The sequence below is a fragment of the Pseudomonas sp. PIC25 genome (assembly GCF_002286785.1).
GTDB lineage: Bacteria > Pseudomonadota > Gammaproteobacteria > Pseudomonadales > Pseudomonadaceae > Pseudomonas_M.
Genome location: NZ_MUJY01000190.1, coordinates 44,762 through 63,017 on the forward strand (window position 1 = coordinate 44,762; position 18,256 = coordinate 63,017).

Annotated in this window: 18 protein-coding genes; 4 read left to right on the plus strand and 14 right to left on the minus strand. The window is 66.7% G+C overall.

Annotation, left to right across the window (positions count from 1 at the left end; genetic code table 11):
* Positions 1-8: 8 nt before the first annotated feature.
* The 14 genes from BZL41_RS26695 to BZL41_RS26760 all read right to left on the minus strand — a co-directional run bounded on the left by BZL41_RS26695 (position 9) and on the right by BZL41_RS26760 (position 13,022).
* Positions 9-566, minus strand: coding sequence for a hypothetical protein (locus BZL41_RS26695; RefSeq protein WP_095602058.1), 558 nt, complete (start codon positions 564-566; stop codon positions 9-11).
* Positions 563-1,156, minus strand: coding sequence for a type II secretion system protein GspM (gene gspM / locus BZL41_RS26700; RefSeq protein ID WP_095602059.1), 594 nt, complete (start codon positions 1,154-1,156; stop codon positions 563-565). The genes BZL41_RS26695 and gspM overlap by 4 nt, the downstream gene beginning before the upstream one ends.
* Positions 1,153-2,283 carry a PilN domain-containing protein gene (locus tag BZL41_RS26705; RefSeq protein WP_095602060.1) on the minus strand — a complete coding sequence of 377 codons (1,131 nt, stop codon included), beginning with the start codon at positions 2,281-2,283 and terminating at the stop codon, positions 1,153-1,155. Before BZL41_RS26705 ends, gspM begins: the two co-directional genes overlap by 4 nt.
* Positions 2,280-3,224: a general secretion pathway protein GspK gene (locus BZL41_RS26710; RefSeq protein WP_095602061.1), complete on the minus strand. Its 945-nt coding sequence runs from the start codon at positions 3,222-3,224 to the stop codon at positions 2,280-2,282. Before BZL41_RS26710 ends, BZL41_RS26705 begins: the two co-directional genes overlap by 4 nt.
* Positions 3,202-3,867 carry a prepilin-type N-terminal cleavage/methylation domain-containing protein gene (locus BZL41_RS26715; protein ID WP_095602062.1) on the minus strand — a complete coding sequence of 222 codons (666 nt, stop codon included), beginning with the start codon at positions 3,865-3,867 and terminating at the stop codon, positions 3,202-3,204. Before BZL41_RS26715 ends, BZL41_RS26710 begins: the two co-directional genes overlap by 23 nt.
* A complete protein-coding gene (gene gspI, locus BZL41_RS26720) occupies positions 3,864-4,256 on the minus strand; it encodes a type II secretion system minor pseudopilin GspI (protein WP_095602063.1) in 393 nt (130 codons plus the stop codon). The genes BZL41_RS26715 and gspI overlap by 4 nt, the downstream gene beginning before the upstream one ends.
* On the minus strand, positions 4,249-4,728 hold the full coding sequence (locus BZL41_RS26725; protein ID WP_095602064.1) for a GspH/FimT family protein: 480 nt from the start codon (positions 4,726-4,728) through the stop codon (positions 4,249-4,251). The genes gspI and BZL41_RS26725 overlap by 8 nt, the downstream gene beginning before the upstream one ends.
* Entirely contained in the window at positions 4,709-5,152 is a 444-nt protein-coding gene (gene gspG / locus BZL41_RS26730; RefSeq protein WP_095602065.1) for a type II secretion system major pseudopilin GspG, read from the minus strand. Before gspG ends, BZL41_RS26725 begins: the two co-directional genes overlap by 20 nt.
* 12 nt (positions 5,153-5,164) lie before the next feature.
* Positions 5,165-6,385 (minus strand): type II secretion system F family protein, encoded by a 1,221-nt coding sequence (locus tag BZL41_RS26735; protein WP_095602066.1) that lies wholly within the window; start codon positions 6,383-6,385, stop codon positions 5,165-5,167.
* Position 6,386: 1 nt separating this feature from the next.
* Positions 6,387-8,105, minus strand: coding sequence for a type II secretion system ATPase GspE (gene gspE / locus BZL41_RS26740; RefSeq protein ID WP_095602092.1), 1,719 nt, complete (start codon positions 8,103-8,105; stop codon positions 6,387-6,389).
* Positions 8,106-8,561: 456 nt separating this feature from the next.
* The gene (locus tag BZL41_RS26745) at positions 8,562-9,758 is read right to left on the minus strand and encodes an ABC transporter permease (protein ID WP_095602093.1); all 1,197 of its coding nucleotides are present in this window, start codon (positions 9,756-9,758) and stop codon (positions 8,562-8,564) included.
* 222 nt (positions 9,759-9,980) lie between these two features.
* Complete coding sequence (locus BZL41_RS26750) at positions 9,981-11,192, minus strand: ABC transporter permease (RefSeq protein WP_095602067.1); 1,212 nt, start codon at positions 11,190-11,192, stop codon at positions 9,981-9,983.
* Positions 11,179-11,874 (minus strand): ABC transporter ATP-binding protein, encoded by a 696-nt coding sequence (locus BZL41_RS26755; protein WP_095602068.1) that lies wholly within the window; start codon positions 11,872-11,874, stop codon positions 11,179-11,181. Before BZL41_RS26755 ends, BZL41_RS26750 begins: the two co-directional genes overlap by 14 nt.
* Positions 11,871-13,022, minus strand: a complete 1,152-nt coding sequence (locus BZL41_RS26760) for an efflux RND transporter periplasmic adaptor subunit (protein WP_095602069.1) — start codon at positions 13,020-13,022, stop codon at positions 11,871-11,873. The genes BZL41_RS26755 and BZL41_RS26760 overlap by 4 nt, the downstream gene beginning before the upstream one ends.
* 277 nt (positions 13,023-13,299) lie before the next feature.
* On the opposite strand from BZL41_RS26760, the gene BZL41_RS26765 reads away from it, so the two are divergent.
* The 4 genes from BZL41_RS26765 to tssC all read left to right on the plus strand — a co-directional run bounded on the left by BZL41_RS26765 (position 13,300) and on the right by tssC (position 18,251).
* On the plus strand, positions 13,300-14,217 hold the full coding sequence (locus BZL41_RS26765) for a D-hexose-6-phosphate mutarotase (protein ID WP_095602070.1): 918 nt from the start codon (positions 13,300-13,302) through the stop codon (positions 14,215-14,217).
* 432 nt (positions 14,218-14,649) lie between these two features.
* Entirely contained in the window at positions 14,650-16,212 is a 1,563-nt protein-coding gene (gene tssA, locus BZL41_RS26770; RefSeq protein ID WP_095602071.1) for a type VI secretion system protein TssA, read from the plus strand.
* A 33-nt stretch (positions 16,213-16,245) separates the two neighbouring features.
* Positions 16,246-16,752: a type VI secretion system contractile sheath small subunit gene (gene tssB, locus BZL41_RS26775; protein WP_095602072.1), complete on the plus strand. Its 507-nt coding sequence runs from the start codon at positions 16,246-16,248 to the stop codon at positions 16,750-16,752.
* 23 nt (positions 16,753-16,775) lie between these two features.
* A complete protein-coding gene (gene tssC, locus BZL41_RS26780) occupies positions 16,776-18,251 on the plus strand; it encodes a type VI secretion system contractile sheath large subunit (protein ID WP_095602073.1) in 1,476 nt (491 codons plus the stop codon).
* Positions 18,252-18,256 lie beyond the last annotated feature (5 nt).

Genomic DNA, 18,256 nt, shown 5'->3' on the forward strand with positions numbered 1-18,256 from the left:
TGCTCCTCTCAGCCCTGCTTGGCCGGTTCGGCCGGTGCCGGCTTTTCCGCCGGCGGGGACTGTTCCCCGCCGGTCGCTGGCGCGTTCCGCTCCGGCTGGTCGGCCGCCGCCGGCAGGGCCGGTGGCGTCTCCGCAGCGGTCGGTTCGCGCAGAATCATTTCCACCTGGGCGATGCCGTTGCCGAGCAGCACCTGATCGCGCTCGATGCGCTCCAGGCGCCAGTCGTCCACCAGCACCATGCCCACCTCCAGGCGTAGCCGCTGATCGCCCTGGCGCTGGCTGAAGGTCGCCAGCTGGCGGCCGTCCTGCAGGACGATGCCGGTCAGGCGCCAGGCTTCGCGCAATTGCCTGGCGTCGAGGTTTTCCTGGGCTTCGCCGAGCAGCACTGGCGGGCGGCGGGTGCTGCTGAACAGCGGTCGTTCGAGCATTTCGCGAAATTCGCCGAAAGGCGGCGCCCCCGTGGCGGAGGCCGTGTCCGGCGCGGGCGGCGGGTCCTCGGCCCTTGCCAGGGAGGCCAGCGCCAGACCGCCGAGCAGCACGCGCCGAAGATACGGAAGCCAGCTCATGGCTTGGCCTCCTTGGCGATGAACGCCTTGACGTCGAAGCTGATGTCCAGCGACGGCACCGCCTGGAGGTCTTCCGGCCGGCGCAGGCGCTGCATGTCGACGCGCGGGTTGCTCAGCACCACCAGGTTTTCCACCAGCAGCAGCGGCTCGTGGTAGGCGAGGTCGTAGAGCAGGCGCACCAGTTGCTCGTTCTCGCCGCGCATGTGCACCTTGAGCCCCACCGCCGGGAGCGGCGATTCGGCCTCCGCCCGGCTGACGATCTGGGTGCTCACCACCTGTGCCCCCACCCCGCCGATCAGATGGCCGATCAGTTGCTGCAAGCCGGCGCCGGCCAGCGCCGGGCGGCTCTCCGCCACCACCAGACGGCTCATCGGATCGCTGCGCTGCAATTCGACCAGGCGCGCTTCCTGGGCGGGCAGTTCATGGGCCAGACGCTGGTAAACCTCCAGGCGGTGGCTGAGGCTGTCGATGCTTTCCTCGTCGCTGAGGAAGCGCTCGACCAGCGGGCCGAGCACCAGGCCGATCACCGCGACAAGCAGCACCAGGAGGATCAGCAGCGCCAGCAACTGGCGCAGACGCAGCGGGATCATGGCGTCCCCTCCGCCGGCGATCGGCGCTCGGCAACCAGGCTGAAGCGGTCTCTCTGGGTTCGCGGGTTGCTGGTAACCGGCGAGGCGAAGCTGACGTTCTGCAGCATCCGCGACTGTTCGAGCAGGCCGATCAGCGCCGACGCCTCGGTCGATTCGCCCTCCATCCGCACCCGTTCGCCGATCAGCTCGAAACGGCTGAGCCAGGTACCGTCCGGCAACAACCCGGTCAGTTCCTTGAGCAGCAGCAGGGGCTCCGTGGCGCGCATGCGCTGGGCCTGGAGATAGTCGCGCCCGCTTTCCAGGCGCTGGATGTCGTCGCGTACCTTCGCCGCCCGCTCGGCCACCGCTTGCGGCCCGCTCAGCGCATCGTTCAGGCTGGCAGTCCGCTGGCGTTGCAGCAGCAGCGGGAAGGCCACCAGCAGCGCGACGATCACCAGGCCGGCGATCGCCTGCAAACGCGGATTGCCGCGCCAGCGCCCCGGGCGCCCGTGGCGGCGGCTGCCCGGCAGCAGGTTGACCGCATCGCCGCTCCAGCGCCCGTCGTCATTGCCGAGGGTCACCAGCGAGGGGCGCACGCCAAGGCTGTCGAGGTGCTTGAGCAGACCGTCGAGGTATTCGCGCAGGACCACCAGCAGCTCCACCTGGAGGCGCTGGCGGGCACGGTCGCGTTCGAGGATGCGGTAGCCGAAATAGACCTGCTCGCTGCTGAACGGGGTGTGCCGGTCCATCTCGAAACGCAGCACGTTTTCCAGGCCGCTCTCGGTGGCCGACGGCAGGCCGATGACCTTGCGCAGCACCTTTCCGGGTGGCAGCAAGAGGATCACCCGGTCGGCCTTCGGCGCGCGTTCGAGCAGGGTGGCGGCGAGGGTCGGCGGCCATTCGCCGTCGGTGCCGAACGGGCTGCTGATCGCCGTTTCGGTCTGCGTGTAGGTGCCGCAACGGATGTCGCAGTGGGTGTCGTGCAGGGCGATGAGCAGGAGGTTGCCGCGGCGCCGCAGGCGCTCGCGCCAAGCCGGCGGGATCAGGCCGAGCAGTTCCTGGCTCCACCAGAGCCAGAAGCGTTGCGCCAGGGTGGTCAGCGAGCTGACCGTGGGGCCGAGCGCTCCCCATTGGACGTGGTTCGTCATGGAACGTCCCTTTTATCGAAGGAACCTTCAACAGTGATTGCCCCATCGCCCAGCGGAGCGGTCTGCAGGATATCGAAGCCTTGCCCGCGGCCGCGCAGATTGACCACTACCTGCTGCCCGACCCGTGCGCCTGCACCCACGGCTGTATGCGTAACGATAGAGTAGTTCACTCCCGGCGCATTGGGAGCCAGCAACCGCGAATCGACCCCACCGAGCATCGGCGGACGCTGGCCGCTCTCGAAATTGCGCCGGCGCTCTTCGATGAAGCGGTCGACGCTGGCCGGGTCCACGCCGGGCAGTGCCAGCAGCACCTCGCGCGGCGCCACCAGCGGATTGATCTCGGCCTTGTTGGAATACAGGGTCAGCGCCGGCAACACCTGCCGGTACAGGGCCTCGCTCATGCCGAGCACCTTGCGCAAATCCTCCAGCCGCTCGAACGGGCCGTTGCCCGGACCGAGCAGGCCGGCCGCCTTGTACGCCTCCTCCTCGGCGCCCTGCGGCCGCACCAACGAGTCCTCGTCGCGCCAGTCGAGTACCGCGTCGGTCAGGGCCAGGGCGGCCTTTTCATCCAGACCCACGGACTGGAAGAGCCCTTGCAACAGCAACGGGTCGCCTTCGTTGAGGTCGATCTTGCCCTGCTCGTCGAACAGCGCGACCTCTACGCTGTAGCCGTCGAGCGCCAGGGTCCGGCTGCTGCCGTCCGCCAGCCAGCCGGCACCGTCCGCCTGCATCAGACTCCACAGGCCCCAACTCACCCCCGCGTCGGCGGCGAGACGGGCACCAGCGGCCAGGCGCAGATTGCCGGCCAGTTGCAGTTCGGTACGGCTGCCGACGGAGAGATTGAGCGCCAGCAGCGACACCAGCACCAGCAGCCAGAGCACGCTGACCAGGGCGACGCCACCGTCGCGGCGGACAATTTCAACGGCTGCCGAGGATCGCATGGGCGCGCTCCCGGGGTGCCACCACCAGCTCTCCCACCGCCTCGCCACGGCGCCTGGCCGGCGTGAGCCGGATCAGCATCGGCAGGTCGCCGCGCTGCCGCCACTCCGTCAGCCATTCGCTGCCGCGTTCCGCGCGCGGGTCGAGGTAGGCGAAACGCCAGGCTCTGGGCATGCCATCGAGCAGCACCCGCGGCTCGGCGCTGTCAACCAGGGCCTGCTCCAGCACTGTCCAGTTCAGCGTCTGGCTCTCTTCGAACGGCAGGTAGCGCATGAGCAGGCGCCAACGCAGCCCCTTGGGCGTCAGTTGTTTTTCCTGGGCAAGCTGAATCCAGTAGAGCCGCTCGCCCTGGTCCAGGGCTGGCAGGCGCGCGACGAAGAGCAGCGTCCCCTCGTCGCCCCGGAAGGCGGCCTGGGCCACCTCTTCGTCGTCGGTCACGCTGAACGGCACCGGGCTTTCCAACAGCCGGCGCAGCAGGGATTGCGACAGCGAGCGCAGTTCCATCGCCTGCTGCCGGGCCTCCGCCCGCCGCCAACTGTCCAGGGTGATCTGCAACCCACCGTAGGCGAGCATCGCCACCAGCGTGGTGAGGGTCAGGGCGACCATCAGCTCGATCAGGGTGAAGCCCCGCGTCCGGTATTTCATGGCGTCTCCCGGACCAGGCGAACGGTGCTCAAGGTGACCCGCTCGCCCGGACGCCGGCCCCAGCTCACCGAGACACGAATCTGCCAGGGCGCGATGCTGTAGCGCTCGCCGGCTTCCTGGTTGTCGAAGCGGAACGGCTCGATTTCGCTGCGCCAGCGGTAGCCGCCGCTCAGCCGCCCTTCCTGGGTGCCGCGGTCTTCCGGACGGAAACGGGCGATCACTTCCACCAGCCGGGATTCAGCCAGTTGCAGAGCGACCTGGTGCCGCTCGGCCCGCCCGAGCACGTCGAGCCCCTGGGAAACGATGCGCATCAGCACGGCCATGCTCAGGGCGAGGATGAGGAAGGCGACCAGCACTTCGAGCAGCGTAAAACCGCTTTCCTTATTCATCGTCGTTCGCCTTGGCCGCGCTGCGCAGCACCCGGCCGCTCAGCCAGTCGACCTCGATCAATTGGCCGCGTCCTTCTTCGCCCTCCAGGTTGAGGCTGCCGCCGGACGAGTCGCCTTGTGGATAGAAGAGGATGCGCGTGCTGCCCATCTGCTCGCTGTCGCCACCGGGGCCGCCTTCCAGACTCAGGGTCAGGTGCGCCGGCAGGCGATAGGGCTGCTCCCGGTAGCTCAGGCGCAGGCCGCCGGTCTCGGGGTCCTGGCTGATCGCCACCGGCACGCCGCTGAGGATCGCCTGGCTGCGCGCATGCCGCAGCAGTGCCGCCACCTTGCGCCCTTCGGTCTCCAGTTGGAGGCCCGGCAGCAGCCGCTGGAACGCCGGGCCGACCAGGCCCATGGCCAGGCTGGCGACCACCAGCACCACTAGCAGCTCCAGCAGGGTGAAGCCACGGCTGTCAGTCCCAACTGTGCACATCGCGGTTTTCCCCGTCGCCACCCTCGCGGTTGTCGGCGCCCAGGCTCCACAGGTCGAACTCGCCGTTCTCGCCCGGCGAGCGGTACTGGTAGTCGTTGCCCCAGGGGTCCTTGCGAATCACGCTTTTCTTCAGGTACGGGCCGTTCCAGTTGTCCAGGTTGCGCGGCTTGGTGATCAGCGCCTCCAGGCCCAGCTCGGTGGTGGGGTAGCTGCCCAGCTCCAGGCGGTAGAGGTCCAGCGCGGCGCTCAGCTCCTGGATCTGCAACGCCGCCGCCTTGGTCTTGGAGCCGCTCAGTTGCTTGAACACCTGCGGGCCGACCAGGCTCGCCATGAGGCCGAGGATGACCAGTACCACGAGGATTTCCAGGAGGGTGAAACCCGCGTGACGGTGGCACGGGGACGAGGGGCGCGGTTCAGGGTTCATGCGGGTTCCCCTTCAGATCGGTAGTTCGGTGATGCTCATGATGGCCACCAGCACCGACAGGATGATGCCGGCGATCAGCAGGCCCAGGCCGACGATCAGCAGCGGTTCGAGCACCGCCAGCAGGCGCTGCATCGATATCTCCACTTCGCGGTCGTAGGTGTCCGCCACCTTCAGCAGCATCTCGTCGAGATGGCCGGTTTCCTCGCCCACCTGGATCATCTGCATCGCCAGCGCCGGGAACAGCCCGGTGGCGAGCAGCGGCGCCGCCAGTTGACGGCCCTGCTTGAGGCTCTCCGCGGCGATGCCCACCTGCTCCAGCATCAACTGGTTGCCGAGGGTCTGGCGGGCGATGTTCAGGGCCTGCAACAGGGCCACGCCGCCTTTCAGCAGGGTGCCCAGGCTGCGGGTGAAGCGAGCGGTTTCGATGCGTCGGCGCAGGCTGCCGAGCAACGGCAGGCGCAGCACGGCCTGGTCCCAGCGGCGGCGGTAATCCGGCTGGCGGAGCGCCCGGCGCACACCCCAGGCGGCGGCCAGCGCCGCCAACAGCAGCCAGGGTCCGGCCACGCGCAAGCCTTCGGCGAGGCCGATCACCACCTGGGTGGAAAACGGCAGGCTGGCCCCCATGTCGTCGAACAACTGGCGGAACTGCGGGATGACATAGACGAGGATGACCAGCAACGAAGTGGCCGAAACACCGAGCAGGATCAGCGGGTAGATCAGCGCGGAGACCAGCTTGTCGCGCAGCGATTTGCTGCGCTCCAGGTAATAGGCCAGGCTGCCCAACCCTTCCGCCAGGTCGCCGGCCACTTCGGCGGCCTGCACCAGGCTGATGTAGAAGCCGGAAAACAGCTCCGGACGCTCGCCGAGCACCCGCGACAGACTGGCGCCCCGCCGCACACCCTCCTGGATCGGCGCGATCAGTTGCTGCATCGGCAGGTCGGCGCTGACCCGCTGCATGATCTCCAGCGAGCGGTCCAGCGGCACGCCCGCCTGCAGCAGCAAGGCCAACTGCTGGGTGAACAGCAGCACCAGCCGGTGCCCGCGCGAGCGTTGCAGCAGCGTGCCGACGTCCACCTGCAACCAGTCCTGCCAGCCGCGCCGGTTGCCGATCTCGATAGGGATCAGGCTGCGCGCACGCAACTGCTCGAGCACGGCCTGTTCGTCGACCGCTTCCACCTGGCCCTGCTGGACCTCGCCGCTGTCGCTCACCGCGCGGTAATGGAAGAGCGCCATCTCAGGACTCCTGAGTGACACGAATCACTTCCTCGAGGTTGGTGACCCCGGCCAGCGCCTTCAGGCAGCCGTCCTCGTACATGGTCAACATGCCCTCTTCGCGGGCGCAGAGCATCAGGCTGCCGGCGTCGGCGTGCTGAAGGATCAAGCGGCGCAGCGTATCGCTGAGGGTCAGCACCTCGATGATGGCGATGCGGCCGTGGTAGCCGGTGCCGTTGCAGATCGGGCAGCCACGGGCGTGGTAGAGCGTCACCGGCTGGCCGGCGGCGAACGCCTCCAGGCGCATCTCGCGGAGCATCTCCGGCAACGGCTGATAGGGCTCGCGGCAGTGCACGCAGAGCTTGCGCACCAGGCGCTGGGCAAGCACGGCATTGAGGGTGGAGGTCAGCAGATAGTCCTCCACGCCCATCTCCAGCAGGCGGGCGATGCTGCTCGGCGCGTCGTTGGTGTGCAGGGTGGAGAGCACCAGGTGGCCGGTCAGCGCCGACTGGATACAAATACGCGCGGTTTCCAGGTCGCGCATCTCGCCGACCATGATCACGTCCGGGTCCTGGCGGACGATGGCGCGCAGGGCGTTGGCGAAGGTCAGGCCGATGGCGGGCTTGACCTGGATTTGGTTGACCCCTTCGAGCTGGTACTCCACCGGGTCTTCCACGGTGATCAGCTTGCTCTCGCTGGTGTTCAGGGTGTTCAGCGCGGTGTAGAGGGTGGTGGTCTTGCCGCTGCCGGTGGGCCCGGTGACCAGCAGCACCCCGTGGGGAATCCGCAGCACGCTGCGCAACCGTTGCAACGGCTGCTCGCTGAAGCCAAGGGCAGCAAAATCCAGTACCACGCTCTCGCGGTTGAGCAGGCGCAGCACCACGCTCTCGCCGTGCATGGTCGGCACCGTGGAGACGCGAATGTCCAAGTCGTTGCCCTGCACACGCATCTCGATGCGGCCATCCTGCGGCAGGCGCCGTTCGGCGATGTTCAGCCGCGCCATCAGCTTGATCCGCGAGATCACCGCCGGCGACAACTGCACCGGCGGCGCTTCGGTTTCCTGCAACACGCCGTCGATGCGATAGCGCACCTTCAGGCGGCTTTCGAAGGGCTCGACGTGGATATCCGAGGCGCGCCGCTCCACCGCGCGCTGGATGATCAGGTTGACCAGGCGGATGACCGGCGCCTCGCTGGCGCGGTCGCGCAGTTGCTCGACGTCCTCGACGCGGTCCTGCTCGGCCGGCTCGACCTTGGACAGGATATCGCCCATCTGGCTCTTGCCCTGCCCGTGGATACGTTCGATGGCGGCCTCGATCTCCGAGCCCAGGGCGACGCGCGGCGCGATCCGGCAACCCGCCGCCAGCGCCAGCGCCTCGCGGACGAAGCGGTCCTGCGGGTCGGCCATGGCCACCAGCAGCTCGCCGTCATTGAGTTCCAGGGGCAGCGCCCGGCATTCCTTGAGGAAGCGATAAGACAAGCGCTCCCCCAGCAGCGGCGCCACCGGGAACTCCGCCGCATCCACCAGCGGCACACCCAGCAGCTCGGCCAGTTGCTGGGCGATATCGCGCTCGGAGACCAATCCGAGACGGTTGAGCAGCGTCGCCAGCGGCGGTCCATCGTCCTGCGCGGCCTGCATGCGTCGCACGCGGTTGTAATCCGCCTCCGACAAACGCCCGGCCCGGACCAGGGCGAGCCCGAGGTCGGACTGTTCCGTGGCGGGCACAATGTGCTCAGCGGCCATCATCGTCAGTGTGCCTCGGGTGTCGGCCTGTAAGCGCGGTTGTCTCACCGTCGAAACACCCTTAGAAACTGTAGGGAAACTGATATCACTATAGTTTCCCCGCGCCAGCATTCCGGCCAGGCGACGAACGTAACGATGGTGTGGTTTTGTCCGTTATTTGGCGTCAGAAGGTGATCGGATCGCAGCAGGTTGGCGGTGTTCGATCTATGGGTGGGTTGGTGCTTTTCGGGGTGATTTCATCCGAGAGTGATGGCATATCAAGGGGGGGTTGTGGATTGGATTGTTTCCTCCGCCTCCTCTCCGCAAAGGGGCGAGGGAGCGGTCCGGGTGGGTTCGCAAGTCCATGCGAACATCAAAGCAGTGGCGAATCGCGAGGCAACGCCATGCAGGGACGGTCCCCTCTACTCATTTGGGAGAGGCTGAGGGGCGGACTCAAGCCCACCCCGCCTCAACGCTTCACTCATCCCTCAACGCCTCCACCGGATGCAACCGTGCCGCCCGCCGCGCCGGGGCCAGGCCGGCGAGGATGCCGATCAGCGCCGACAACACCAGCGCCAGGAGCAGAAACAGCGGTTGCAGACTGAGCGGCAACGCCGGCACGCCCAGGTGCAGGGCGAGCAGCAGCAGGCCCATCGCGCCCAAGCCGAGCACGCCGCCAGCCAGGGACAGCAGGGTCGCTTCGGCGAGGAACAGCCCGAGCACCTGCCTTGGGCTCGCGCCGATGGCGCGCAACAGGCCGATCTCGGCGGTGCGCTCGCCAACGGTGGTGGTCATGATGGTGAGGATGCCCACCGCCCCCACCAGCAGGGAGATGCCGCCAAGGGCGCCGATGGCGATGGTCAGGGTGCCGAGGATGCGGTTCAGGCTGCCGAGCATGTCGTCCTGGGTGGTGAGGTTGAAATCCTCTTCGCCATGCCGCTCGATCAGCAGCCGGCGAATGCGCTCGGCCATCTGTGCCGAACCGATGCCGGCGTTGAACACCACGTCGATTTCCATCAGCCCCTCGCGGTTGAACAGGCTCTGCGCCCAGTCCACCGGGATGTAGGCGATGTCGTCGAGGTCGAAGCCGAGCAACTGACCCTTCTTCTCCATTACGCCGATCACCCGGAAGCGCGTGCCGCCGACCCGCACCAGCTCGCCCAGTGGGTTTTCCTCGCCGAACAGCTCGGTGCGCAGCTTGTGGCCCAGCACCACGTAGGGCGGCGAGCGGCCGTCGCGGGCCGGCGGGAGGAACTGCCCGAGCGCCAGCTTGAAGCGCCAGGCCTCGGCCAACTGGTGGCCGCCGCCAATGACATCGCTGCGCCGGCTGAGCTGGCCGAACTGGACGTCGCCGCTGCCCTGAATGATCGGCACCACCGCCTCGACATGGCCGAGCCGGCGCAAGGCATCGGCGTCGGCGATGCTCAGCGGACGCACGCTGCTGAGTAGGCCGCCGAGTCCACCGGTCTGGGTCCTGCCCGGATGGATGGCGACGATGCGTGTGCCGAACTGGGAGAAGTTGTCCAGCACATAGCTACGCAGCCCCTCGCCTATCGCCGTGAGCAGCGCTACCGCCGCGATGCCGATAGCCACGCCGAGCAACGTCAGGATGCTACGCAGCGGGCGGCTGACCAGCGCCGACGCAGTGAGCCGGAAGCCATCCTCCCAGCGCATCATGGCCTTACCGCCCCCACCGTTCAGCGACACGCCGCACCTGCTCTTCGTAGGCGCCCGCTTGCTGGCGAGCAGCTTCGCGAGCAACGCGCGCGCCTACAAGAGCACGCCGGGTACCAATCCTTCGGACAACCCCGCCCGTAGCCCGGATAAGCGCAGCGCTATCCGGGAAAGGCCAGGCACATCGAGCCCTGCCCGTTCCTATAAAGAAGAAGGTATTCATCAACGCGCCCCCGCCGGTCGCAGCGCTACCACCGGCTCCAACTTCGCCGCGCGGCTGGCCGGCAGCCAGGCGAACAACAGCGCGGTGAACAACGCCAGCAGCACCGCACTGACCCGCGCCCAGAGCGGCGCATGCAGCGGCAGGCCCCAGGCCTGGCGGCCGAGCCAGAGCAGCGCTTCGCCGAGCAGCAGTCCCGCCAGCGCACCGCTGAGGGCGAGCAGCGCCGCCTCGCCGAGAAACAGCAGCCGCACCTGCCCGGCCGTGGCGCCGATGGCCTTGAGCAGGCCGATCTCCGCCGTGCGCTGGCTCACCGCGATCCAGGTGACGTTCATGATCAGGATGCCCGCCACCAGCAGGCTGATGGCGGCGATCCCGGCCACCGCCAGGGTCAGCGCGGCGAGGATGTCGTCGAAGGCGGCGAGCATACTGTCCTGGCTGATCACGGTGATATCTTCCTTGCCTTCGTGGCGCTCCTTGATCGTCGCCAGGATCTGCCGCTTGCCGCTCTCGACGAAGGCCGGCCCGCGCACCTCGGCGAATACCCGGAACAGCCCTTCGCGGTTGAACAGCGCCTGGGCGTTGGCCAAGGGAATGATGAGCATCTCGCCGAAGTCCATGCCCAACGACTCGCCGCGCTCGCTGAGCACGCCGACCACGCGGAAACGCCGGTCGCCGGCGCGCAGCCATTCGCCGAGGGCCTGGCGGTCACCGAACAGCTCGCGCTTGAGCTTGCCGCCGATCACGCAGACCGACTCCGCCCGGCCCATCTCCATCGCCGGCAGCGGCTGGCCCTGGGCGACGTCGAGCTGGCGGATGGCGAAGAAATCATGGGTGGTGCCCATGGTGAAGGCTTCACGGTTGCGGTTGCCGACCACCACTTCCATCTGCCCGGCCTGCAACGGCGCGACCCGGCGAATGCCGGGCAGGCGGGCGATGGCCTCGGCGTCCTGGATGCTCAGATCGCGAGGCGCCAGGCCGGTGATCGGCGGCATGCCGCCGGTGGTTTCCTTGCGTCCGGGCAGTATGATCAGCGTATTGCGCCCGAGCACGGAGAACTCGCCGAGCACGAAGGTCCGTGCGCCTTCGCCGAGGCCGGTGAGCAGGTTCACTGCGATCACACCGATGCCCACCGCCAGCAGTAGCATCAGGCTGCGCGAACGGTGCCCGCGCAGGCCGCCGAGGCAGAACGCAAAGACATCAGCCGCGCGCATCGCACCGCTCCCGCTGGATATCTTCGATGATCCGGCCGTCGCGCATGTTCAACTGGCGCGCCGCGCGCTGGCCGAGGGATGGATCGTGGGTCACCACGATCAGGGTCAGGCCCTCGCCGTTCAGCTCTTCCAGCAAGGCCACCACCTCGGCGCCGGAGCGGCTATCGAGGTTGCCGGTGGGCTCGTCGGCGAGCAGCAGCGAGGGCTGCATGATCATCGCCCGGGCAATCGCCACCCGCTGGCGCTGGCCGCCGGACAGCTCGCCCGGCCGGTGGGCAATGCGGTCGCCGAGGCCGAGCCGCTCGACCAACGCGCTGCTGCGCCGACGCCGCTCGGCGGGGTCGATGCCGGCCAGCAGCATCGGCAACTCGATGTTTTCCAGCGCGGTCAGACGCGGGATCAGGTGGTAGGACTGGAAGATGAAGCCGATCAACCGGCTGCGCAGCTCGGCCCGGCGCCCCTCGCTGAGCCCGGCGGTGGCCTCTCCCTGCAGCCAGTATTCGCCGGCGTCCGGCGCGTCCAGCAGGCCGAGCACGTTGAGCAGGGTCGACTTGCCGGAACCGGACGGCCCCATGACCGCCACGTAGTCGCCCGCCGCCACGTCCAGGTCGACATCGTCCAACCCCATCACCCGTTGCTCGCCGAGCTGGAAGCAGCGGGTCACGCCGCGCAGACGGATCATCGCGGCCGCTCCCCGGCGTCCTCCGCAATCACCTTCACGCCATCCTCGACGCCTTCCTGGTCGAGGCTGGAGAGGATGCGCACGCCCGGTTCCAGACCGGCGGTCACCTCGGTCCAGCGCCAGTTGGCCAGGCCGGTTTCCACCGATACTTCGCGCAACACGCCGTCAGCCGGCTCGTAGCGCAGCACCTTGCGCCCTTCCAGCAGGGTCTCGGTGGGGATGCGCAGGGCGTCGGGCTTCTGCTCGAGGAGGATTTCCACGTCGGCGCTGTAGCCGGTGAGCAGGGCCACGTCCGTCGGCGGTTGGTCGAAGCGCACTTCCACGTCCACGGTGCGCGCCTGCTTTTCCAGGTCGCGGACGAAGGGCGCGATGCGGCTCACCTTGCCGTCGAAATGGCGCCCGCGGAACGCATCCAGGCTGATCCGCACCGGCATGCCGAGGCGCACGCGGGCGGCGTCCACCTCGTCGACGGGCGCTTCCACATACAGGCAACTGTCGTCGATCAGGTCGATGGCCGGCGGGGTCGGGATGCCCGGCGGCGACGGCGTGACGAACTCCCCCACCTCGCCGTTGATCTCGGCGACGATACCGTCGAAGGGCGCGCGCAGCACCGTCTGGTCGAACAGGGAGCGCTGCAAGGCCAGGCTCGCCTCGGCCTCGCGGATCAACACATCGCTGGCGGCGCAGGCCAATTGCGAGAGACGCGCCTTGGTCTCGGCCTGGTCGAGACGGTCGGCGGCGGCCAGCTTTCGCTCGGCCAGATGACGCAGGCGCTGCAGGTCGCGCTTGTCCAGGCTGGCCTGGTGACAGCGCTGCTCGCGGTTGTTGCGCTGGGCATCGAGGCGCGCCTCGGCCTCGCGTACCCGGGCCTGCTGCTCGTCCTGCCGCAGGTGCATCAGGACGTCGCCGGTGGCGACCCGCTGCCCTTCATCCACCCGCCGCTCGGTCACCTGGCCGCCGAGGTTGAAGGACAGGTGCGTGCGCCGGCAGGGCTTGAGCGTGCCGGCGCGGGTGTTGGCGACCAGGGTTTCCACCGCGCCCCGCTCCACCTCGGCGAGCCGCACAGTCAAGGGTTGCGGCCGCTGCCACCACCAGATCAGTGCGCCGAGTAGCAGAGAAAGTGTGACGACGATCAGCAACTTGCGCATTCGCGGCTCCATCCGTCAGCAGAAAACTAATGGTAGGTGTCGATCAGAATCACGGCCAACCTGTCCAAGCGGGCATTGGCCTTTATCGTCATCCCGTTTCTAGGCTCTGTACGAAAAGTGCCTGCGCTCGGTGATGCGTCGTTAAAAATCGGTTCGGAATGCTCATTTACAACTTGTAAACTCCGCTTCCTCACCGATTTTTGCCTAGCCTGACCTTCGCTCGACGACTTTTCGTACAGACCCTAATGCGCTCATTACCCAGCAAGGAGTCCTCGCCATGAACCCCTCCCGCACATCCCCGCAGATCGAGCGGGTCGAGATGGACGAACTGGTCTGCTGGCGCGTCCGCACCGACGCCGCCGAGCTGCTGGTCGCCCAGCAGGGCGCGCAGGTCCTAAGCTACCAGCGCGATGGCCAGCCGCCGTTGATCTGGCTCAGTGAGCAGGCCGGCTTCAGAAAGGGCCAGTCGGTACGCGGCGGCATCCCGGTGTGCTGGCCCTGGTTCGGCGACCTGGCGCGCAATCCCCTGGCCGTCCAGGCGATGCGCCGCAGCGAGCAACCGGCCCCGGCCCACGGCGAAGTCCGCGGGCTGGACTGGGAACTGCTCGGCGCCAATGCGGAAGAGGGCGCGGTGCGCCTGGAGTTCGCCTTCATCCAGCCGGAAGGCGGCCTGCCGGATTGGCCGCATCCGGTCGCCCTGACGCTCGCCATCCAGCTCGACGAACGCCTGACCCTCACCTTGACCAGTCACAACCAGGGCAACATGCCGGTGTCCCTGACCCAGGCGCTGCACAGCTACTTCGCAGTCAGCGACATCCACCAGGTGCGCGTCGAGGGGCTGACCGGCAAGCGCTATATCGAAACCCTGGAGAACTGGCAGGAGCGCCACCAGGACAGCGACCTGCGCTTCACCGGCGAGACCGACCGCATCTATCTGGACACGCCGGCGCGGATCGCCATCCTCGATCCGGGCTGGCAGCGCAGCATCCAGCTCGAAGCCAGCGGCTCGCACTCGGCGGTGGTGTGGAACCCGTGGATCGACAAGGCGCGGCGGCTTTCCCAGTTCGCCGACGATGCCTGGCAACGGATGCTCTGCATCGAAACGGCCAACCTGCTGGACGACGCCGTGCACCTGGCGCCTGGCGAACGCCACAGCCTGACCGTCAGCCTCTGGTCCGAAGCCCTCGCGAACTGATATCACTCTCACCGGCCTGCCTGGCGAAGCGGGCCGGTTTTCGCCGCATAGTCTTTACAAGTTCCTTACATATATTTCGAACTTGAAACAGATAATAGCAATTGGCTAGCAAGCCATTGCTTACATGCAAATCGCTTATTTCCTACACGTTTCTTAGGCGATCTCAGGATTGTTCTCATTCGATTTTATTTATTGAGAACTTCTTCACTGAGAAATTGTCTGCCCAACCCACTTATTGTTACCCAATTCACATTTTGATGGGTTGCCGGCACGTTGCCATGCGTCTAGGATGCCGCTCCCATAAGGATTATGCGCAACTTGTTGCACACGACAGTTGCGCAAAAAGTTGCGCAGTTCGCTCTTCCGCTTCGTTGTAACGGTAATTAAAAGAAGCGTGGCAAGAGTGACGAATTAACTTTTTCGAGTCACGGAATGACGTATTCAAGCAAACTCACCGCGCATTATCTCGAGCTGGCAAAGTCCCCTGTTTCGGAGGGGAATTTCGCTGGCGAAGATGTGCGTTATTCCCCCGAATACGAGTTGCTCGAAACGGAGCTGGGCAAGGCTTCGTCGCTGCACGAAACCGGCGGCATCGACTGGCAGAAGATCCGCGAAGGCAGCGAGACGCTGCTCCGCCTGCATTCGAAGGATCTGCGCGCCGCCACCTGGCTGACCTGGAGCCTGCATCAGCGCGAATCCTTCGTCGGCCTGCAGGCAGGCCTGGCCCTGCTGCATCACCTCTGTGCCCAACACTGGGCCGACCTTCACCCCCGCAAGCCCCGCACCCGCATCGCCGCATTCAACTGGCTGCTGCCGCGCCTGGAACAGGCCCTGGCCGAACACGTGCCGGTGAGCGAGCAACTGCCGCTGTTCCGGGCCTTGGGCGAGCACCTGCGCGGCCTGGAAACCTGCCTTTCCGGACATCTGGGCGAAGAGGCCCCGCTGCTGCTGCCGCTCTGCCGCCGCGTCGAAGAGATGGTCAATCGCGCCAGCCAGGGCCAGCCGGAGCCCGGCACCGTCGGCGCCGCCATTGCCCAGGTCAAGCAGGTCGCCACTCAAATCCTCACCAGCAACACGCCGATCGACAACGAGAAGGACGCCCACAAAGGCCTGCGCCAACTGCAGGACCAGGCCCGTCCGCTGTGCGCCTGGTGGCTCAAGCAGAAGGCCAGCGACCTGCGCGCCCTGCGCCTGTCACGAACCCTGCTGTGGCTGCCGATCGACAGCCTGCCGGAACGCAACGCCGAACAGATCACCGCCCTGCGCAACCTGCCGGCGGACAAGCTGGCCAGCTACCGTGAGCGTTTCCAGCAGGGCCAGTACGCCGACCTGCTGGTGGACCTGGAAGCCAGCATCGCCCGCGCGCCGTTCTGGCTCGACGGCCAGCGCCTGGTCTGGGAATGCCTGCAGGAACTGAACGCCGAACAGGCCATGCGCGAAGTGGAAATCCAGCTCGGCCTGTTTCTCGAACGCGTGCCCGGTCTCGAAGAATTGCGCTTCCACGACGGACAACCGTTCGCCGACGCCGAGACCCGGGCCTGGATCGGCGGCTACGTCATGCCCCACCTGCAAGCGCCGGAAGCCGTGCGCGACAGCGCGCCCGCCGAGCAAGGCGCGGCGCCCGCCTGGGAAGAAGCGCTGCAACAGGTCCTGCCGCAGTTGCGCAAGGACGGTCTCAAGCCCGCCGTGCAGAAACTCAAGCAAGGCCTGGCCCAGGCCCGCGGCGGCCGCGAGCGTTTCTTCTGGCAACTCACCCTGGCCCGCCTCTGCTACCAGGCGAAGAAGTACGAACTGGCCAAGACCCAACTCGAATCCCTCGATCAGACGCTCGAAGCCTCCGGCCTCGGCGCCTGGGAACCCGATCTCGCCCTGGAAGTGCTGCGCCTCCTGCACAGCTGCTGTGAGCTGCTGCCGCAGAACCACGCGGTGCGTGAACGCAAGGAAGAGATCTATCGAAGACTGTGCCACCTCGACCTTGAAGTGGTGCTCGATTAGGCCTCCGGGCCGTAAACGCAAAGGAGAACACCCATGGCCAAAGAAGGCTCGGTTGCCCCCAAGGAACGCATCAACGTCACTTTCAAGCCGGCCACCGGTAACGCTCAGGAAGAGATCGAACTCCCCCTGAAACTGATGGTGCTCGGCGATTTCACCCAGCGCGCCGACGATCGCAAGATCGAAGACCGCAAGCCGATCAGCATCGACAAGAACAACTTCGACGAAGTCCTGGCCAAGCAGGAGCTGAACCTGACCTTCGGCGTGCCCAACCGCCTGCAGGACGAAGCCACCGACGACGAACTGGCCGTGCAGCTGAAGATCAACTCCATGAAGGACTTCAACCCGGCCAACCTGGTCGACCAGGTCCCCGAGCTGAAGAAGCTGATGGAGCTGCGCGACGCCCTGGTCGCCCTGAAAGGCCCGCTGGGCAACGCCCCGGCCTTCCGCAAGGCGATCGAGAGCGTGCTCGCCGACGACGTCTCGCGCGATCGCGTGCTCGGCGAACTCGGCCTCGCCGCCAAAGACAAGCTGGACGCCTGAACCGTTAACAAGGAAGCCAACACATGAGCACTAGCGCAGCAGTGGAAAGCGGCCGCAGCGCGGCCGAACTCGGCATTCTCGACCGCATCATCGCCGAAACCAAACTGACCCCGGACGACGAGGCCTACGACATCGCCAAGCGCGGCGTCTCCGCCTTCATCGAAGAACTGCTCAAGCCGCAGAACGACGGCGAGCCAGTGAAGAAGGCCATGGTCGACCGCATGATCGCGGAGATCGACGCCAAGCTCAGCCGGCAGATGGACGAGATTCTCCACCACCCGCAATTCCAGGCCCTGGAATCCTCCTGGCGCGGCCTGAAGCTACTGGTGGACCGCACCAACTTCCGCGAGAACATCAAGCTGGAAATCCTCAACGCCTCCAAGCAGGACCTGCTGGATGACTTCGAGGACAGCCCGGAAATCGTCCAGTCCGGCCTTTACAAGCACATCTACACCGCCGAGTACGGCCAGTTCGGCGGCCAGCCGGTTGGCGCCCTGATCGCCAACTACTTCTTCGATCCGAGTGCCCCGGACGTGAAGACCCTGCAGTACGTCGCCAGCGTCGCCTGCATGTCCCACGCCCCGTTCATCGCCGCCGCCGGCCCGAAGTTCTTCGGCCTGGAAAGCTTCACCGGCCTGCCGGACCTGAAGGACCTCAAGGACCACTTCGAAGGCCCGCAATTCGCCAAGTGGCAGAGCTTCCGCGAACAGGAAGACGCCCGCTACGTCGGCCTGACCGTACCGCGCTTCCTCCTGCGCAACCCGTACGATCCGGAAGACAACCCCGTGAAGACCTTCGTCTACAAGGAAAACGTGGCCAACAGCCACGAGCACTACCTGTGGGGCAACACCGCTTACGCCTTCGCCAGCCGCCTGACCGACAGCTTCGCCAAGTTCCGCTGGTGCCCGAACATCATCGGCCCGCAGAGCGGTGGCGCGGTGGAAGACCTGCCGCTGCATCACTTCGAGAGCATGGGCGAGATCGAGACCAAGATCCCGACCGAAGTGCTGGTCTCCGACCGTCGCGAATACGAGCTGGCCGAAGAAGGCTTCATCGCCCTGACCATGCGCAAGGGCAGCGACAACGCCGCGTTCTTCTCCGCCAACTCCACCCAGAAGCCGAAGTTCTTCGGCATCAGCGAGGAAGGCAAGACCGCGGAACTGAACTACAAGCTCGGCACCCAACTGCCCTACCTGTTCATCGTCAACCGCCTGGCGCACTACCTGAAGGTGCTGCAGCGCGAGCAGATCGGCGCCTGGAAAGAGCGCACCGACCTCGAGCTGGAGCTCAACAAGTGGATTCGCCAGTACGTGGCCGACCAGGAGAACCCCAGCGCTGAAGTCCGCAGCCGCCGCCCGCTGCGCGCCGCCCAGGTGATCGTCAGCGACGTGGAAGGCGAGCCGGGCTGGTACCGCGTCAGCCTCAGCGTGCGCCCGCACTTCAAGTACATGGGTGCGGACTTCACCCTGTCGCTGGTCGGCAAGCTGGACAAAGAGTGAGCAGG

Bases quoted from the DNA above. Each gene is read 5' to 3' on its own strand.
- BZL41_RS26710 (WP_095602061.1), bottom strand. From the start codon at position 3,224: ATGCGATCCTCGGCAGCCGTTGAAATTGTCCGCCGCGACGGTGGCGTC.
- BZL41_RS26725 (WP_095602064.1), bottom strand. From the start codon at position 4,728: ATGTGCACAGTTGGGACTGACAGCCGTGGCTTCACCCTGCTGGAGCTG.
- BZL41_RS26705 (WP_095602060.1), bottom strand. From the start codon at position 2,283: ATGACGAACCACGTCCAATGGGGAGCGCTCGGCCCCACGGTCAGCTCG.
- BZL41_RS26755 (WP_095602068.1), bottom strand. From the start codon at position 11,874: ATGATCCGTCTGCGCGGCGTGACCCGCTGCTTCCAGCTCGGCGAGCAA.
- BZL41_RS26745 (WP_095602093.1), bottom strand. From the start codon at position 9,758: ATGCGCTGGGAGGATGGCTTCCGGCTCACTGCGTCGGCGCTGGTCAGC.
- BZL41_RS26735 (WP_095602066.1), bottom strand. From the start codon at position 6,385: ATGGCGCTCTTCCATTACCGCGCGGTGAGCGACAGCGGCGAGGTCCAG.
- gspM (WP_095602059.1), bottom strand. From the start codon at position 1,156: ATGATCCCGCTGCGTCTGCGCCAGTTGCTGGCGCTGCTGATCCTCCTG.
- gspE (WP_095602092.1), bottom strand. From the start codon at position 8,105: ATGGCCGCTGAGCACATTGTGCCCGCCACGGAACAGTCCGACCTCGGG.
- BZL41_RS26750 (WP_095602067.1), bottom strand. From the start codon at position 11,192: ATGCGCGCGGCTGATGTCTTTGCGTTCTGCCTCGGCGGCCTGCGCGGG.
- tssA (WP_095602071.1), top strand. From the start codon at position 14,650: ATGACGTATTCAAGCAAACTCACCGCGCATTATCTCGAGCTGGCAAAG.
- gspG (WP_095602065.1), bottom strand. From the start codon at position 5,152: ATGAACCCTGAACCGCGCCCCTCGTCCCCGTGCCACCGTCACGCGGGT.
- tssC (WP_095602073.1), top strand. From the start codon at position 16,776: ATGAGCACTAGCGCAGCAGTGGAAAGCGGCCGCAGCGCGGCCGAACTC.
- BZL41_RS26760 (WP_095602069.1), bottom strand. From the start codon at position 13,022: ATGCGCAAGTTGCTGATCGTCGTCACACTTTCTCTGCTACTCGGCGCA.
- tssB (WP_095602072.1), top strand. From the start codon at position 16,246: ATGGCCAAAGAAGGCTCGGTTGCCCCCAAGGAACGCATCAACGTCACT.
- BZL41_RS26715 (WP_095602062.1), bottom strand. From the start codon at position 3,867: ATGAAATACCGGACGCGGGGCTTCACCCTGATCGAGCTGATGGTCGCC.
- BZL41_RS26765 (WP_095602070.1), top strand. From the start codon at position 13,300: ATGAACCCCTCCCGCACATCCCCGCAGATCGAGCGGGTCGAGATGGAC.
- BZL41_RS26695 (WP_095602058.1), bottom strand. From the start codon at position 566: ATGAGCTGGCTTCCGTATCTTCGGCGCGTGCTGCTCGGCGGTCTGGCG.
- gspI (WP_095602063.1), bottom strand. From the start codon at position 4,256: ATGAATAAGGAAAGCGGTTTTACGCTGCTCGAAGTGCTGGTCGCCTTC.